At 70.5% G+C, this 2,530-nt stretch carries 3 protein-coding genes; 2 read left to right on the forward strand and 1 reads right to left on the reverse strand.

From position 1 onward, the window contains the following. Positions 1 to 207: S4 domain-containing protein (locus D3H34_RS31695; protein ID WP_205736851.1), on the forward strand; the 207-nt coding region annotated here is incomplete at its 5' end. A 3-nt stretch (positions 208 to 210) separates the two neighbouring features. On the opposite strand, the gene D3H34_RS31700 is transcribed toward D3H34_RS31695, so the two are convergent. Beyond that, positions 211 to 1,188 (reverse strand): LysR substrate-binding domain-containing protein, encoded by a 978-nt coding sequence (locus tag D3H34_RS31700; RefSeq protein ID WP_119558764.1) that lies wholly within the window; start codon positions 1,186 to 1,188, stop codon positions 211 to 213. A gap of 193 nt (positions 1,189 to 1,381) precedes the next feature. Between D3H34_RS31700 and glmU the strand changes: the two genes are divergently transcribed. Beyond that, positions 1,382 to 2,530, forward strand: a 1,149-nt coding sequence (gene glmU, locus D3H34_RS31705; protein ID WP_119558765.1) for a bifunctional UDP-N-acetylglucosamine diphosphorylase/glucosamine-1-phosphate N-acetyltransferase GlmU, incomplete at its 3' end; no start/stop codon positions are given.

Here is a 2,530-nt window from a genome sequence, read left to right on the forward strand (position 1 = left end):
CAGCTGTCCGGCGCACCGCTGGGCATTGGCGCGCTGCTCAAGCAGGCGAATCTCGCGCCGTCGACCAGCGAAGCCAGCCGCCTGATCGACGGCGGCGGCGTGCGCGTCGATGGTGCGGTGATCAGCGACCGCGGCCTCAAGCTCGAAGCCGGCACTTTCGTGGTGCAGGTCGGCAAACGTAAATTTGCCCGCGTCACCCTGGGCTGATTTTCAGGGCGTGCCCATCGCTGCCCGTGTGAGGGCGGCCTGGTCACGCAGCCAGTCGCAGAACGCCTGCACCTCCGGGCGCGGCGCGCTGCGCGGCCCGGGCAGCAGCCAGTAGGCCAGGGGCGAGTCGAGCCGGTGCGCGGGCAGCACTTCGACCAGATCGCCGCTGGCCAGCGCGTCGGCGACCAGCGGCAGGCGCGCGATCGCCAGGCCCTGGCCCGCGAGCGCAGCCTGCACGATCTGGTGGGCGTAATTGAAATACAGCCAGCGCGGCGGCTGCAGCTGCGCGCAGCCATGCGCATGGAACCAGCGCTGCCAGCCCAGCCAGGCGAGCTGCGGCAGGCGCTGCGCGTCGCCGGTCTCGATCAGCGTGAAGCGCGCAGCATCGGCCGGCGTGCGGATCTCCGGCTGGCTGCGCAGCAGCCAGGGGCTCGCGACCACGGCCAGCTGTTCGCCGAACAGGCGCTCGGCGGACGCGGACTCGGGCGCGCGGCTGTAGCGCAGCGCCAGGTCGACATCCGTGGTTTCCATGTCCATCACCGTGTCCGAAGTGTCGATGCGGATGTCGATATCGGGGAATTCGCGCTGAAAGGCTTCGAGCCGCGGAATTAGCCACATGGCCGCAAAGCTGGCCCAGGTGGTGATCGCCACGCTCTTGCGCCCGGCCGTCTGGCGCAGCTGGCGCACCGCGGCGTCGATGCGCTCCAGCCCTGGAGCGACTGCGCGCAGCAGATGCACGCCGGCGCTGGTGAGTTCGACGGCGCGCGTGTGGCGCAGGAACAGCGCCACGCCGACTTCGTCTTCGAGCGCCTGGATCTGCCGGCTCACGGCCGAGGGCGTGAGCGCCAGCGTATCGGCGGCGGCGCGGAAGTTCAGGTGCTCGGCCGCGGCCACGAACGCCCGCAGATGGCCCGCAGCCACGGCGCGGGTGCGCAGCGGCGGCGAGGCGGGCGACGGGGAAGTGGGCGGCGAAGAAGGCATGGACGGCTCCAGGGCAAGGGGTGCGGCGGCAAGGCGTCCGCAGTGCGTGCCGGTATAGCACTGAAATGTAAAAGATGTCTGCTTGGCGTTCGCGGGCATTGCCGGCGGCCCCCGGGGACGAAGTCCGGGCGCGATAATTCGCCACCGTGTCTGCGCCCCGAGGCGCAGACGTTCGATCACGACAGGCAATCAAATGACAGCATCACTGGACCTCATCATCATGGCCGCGGGCAAGGGCACGCGTATGAAAAGCCGCTTTCCCAAGGTTTTGCAACGCCTCGCGGGCCGGCCGCTGCTGCAGCATGTGCTGGACCAGGCCGCGCATCTCGGAGCGCGCAGCGCGGTGGTGGTGACCGGTCATGGCGCGGCGGAAGTCGAGGCCGCGATCTCGGCTGCGGCCATTGCCAGGCCCGCGGGCTTTGCGCTCGAGTTCGTGCGCCAGGAGCCCCAGCTGGGCACGGGCCACGCGGTGCAGCAGGCGGTGCCGCTGCTGCGTGACGACGGCGTCGCCGTGGTGCTGTCGGGCGATGTGCCGCTGACCGAAGCCGCGACGCTGCAGGCGCTGGTCGACGCCGCAGGCAGCGACCGGCTCGCGCTGCTGACCGTGACCCTGCCCGACCCGACGGGTTATGGCCGCATCGTGCGCACGCCCGCGGGCGCGGTCCAGGCCATCGTCGAGCACAAGGATGCGAGCGAAGAACAGCGCCGCATCGCCGAGATCTACAGCGGCATCATGGCCGTGCCCGCGCGCCTGCTCAGTGGCTGGCTGGCGCGCCTGACGAATGACAACGCCCAGGGCGAGTACTACCTGACCGACATCGTGGCCATGGCCGTGGCCGACGGCGTGGCCGTGGTCGCGCACTGCATCGATGACGCGCTGCAGGTCGCGGGCGTCAACAGCCCGGTGCAGCTCGCCGAACTCGAGCGCGCCCACCAGCTGCGCCAGGCGCACAAGCTGATGGAGCAGGGCGTGCGCCTGGCCGATCCCGCGCGCTTCGACCTGCGCGACGACAAGCGCAGCGGCGCGCCTGCCGTACTGACCTGCGGCCAGGACGTCGAAATCGATGTCGGCTGCATCTTCAGCGGCGCGGTGACGATAGGCGCGGGCGCATCGATAGGCGCGCACTGCTGCATCGCCAACGCGACCATTGGCGCGGGCGCGGTCATCCATCCCTACACCCATATCGATGGCGAAAAGCTGGGCGTGGCCGTCGGCGACGGCGCGCTGGTCGGCCCGTTCGCGCGCCTGCGCCCCGGCGCCCAGCTGGGCCGCGAAGTGCATATCGGCAACTTCGTCGAAGTCAAGAACAGCACGCTGGCCGACGGCGCCAAGGCCAACCAC

It is taken from the genome of Acidovorax cavernicola, assembly GCF_003581445.1.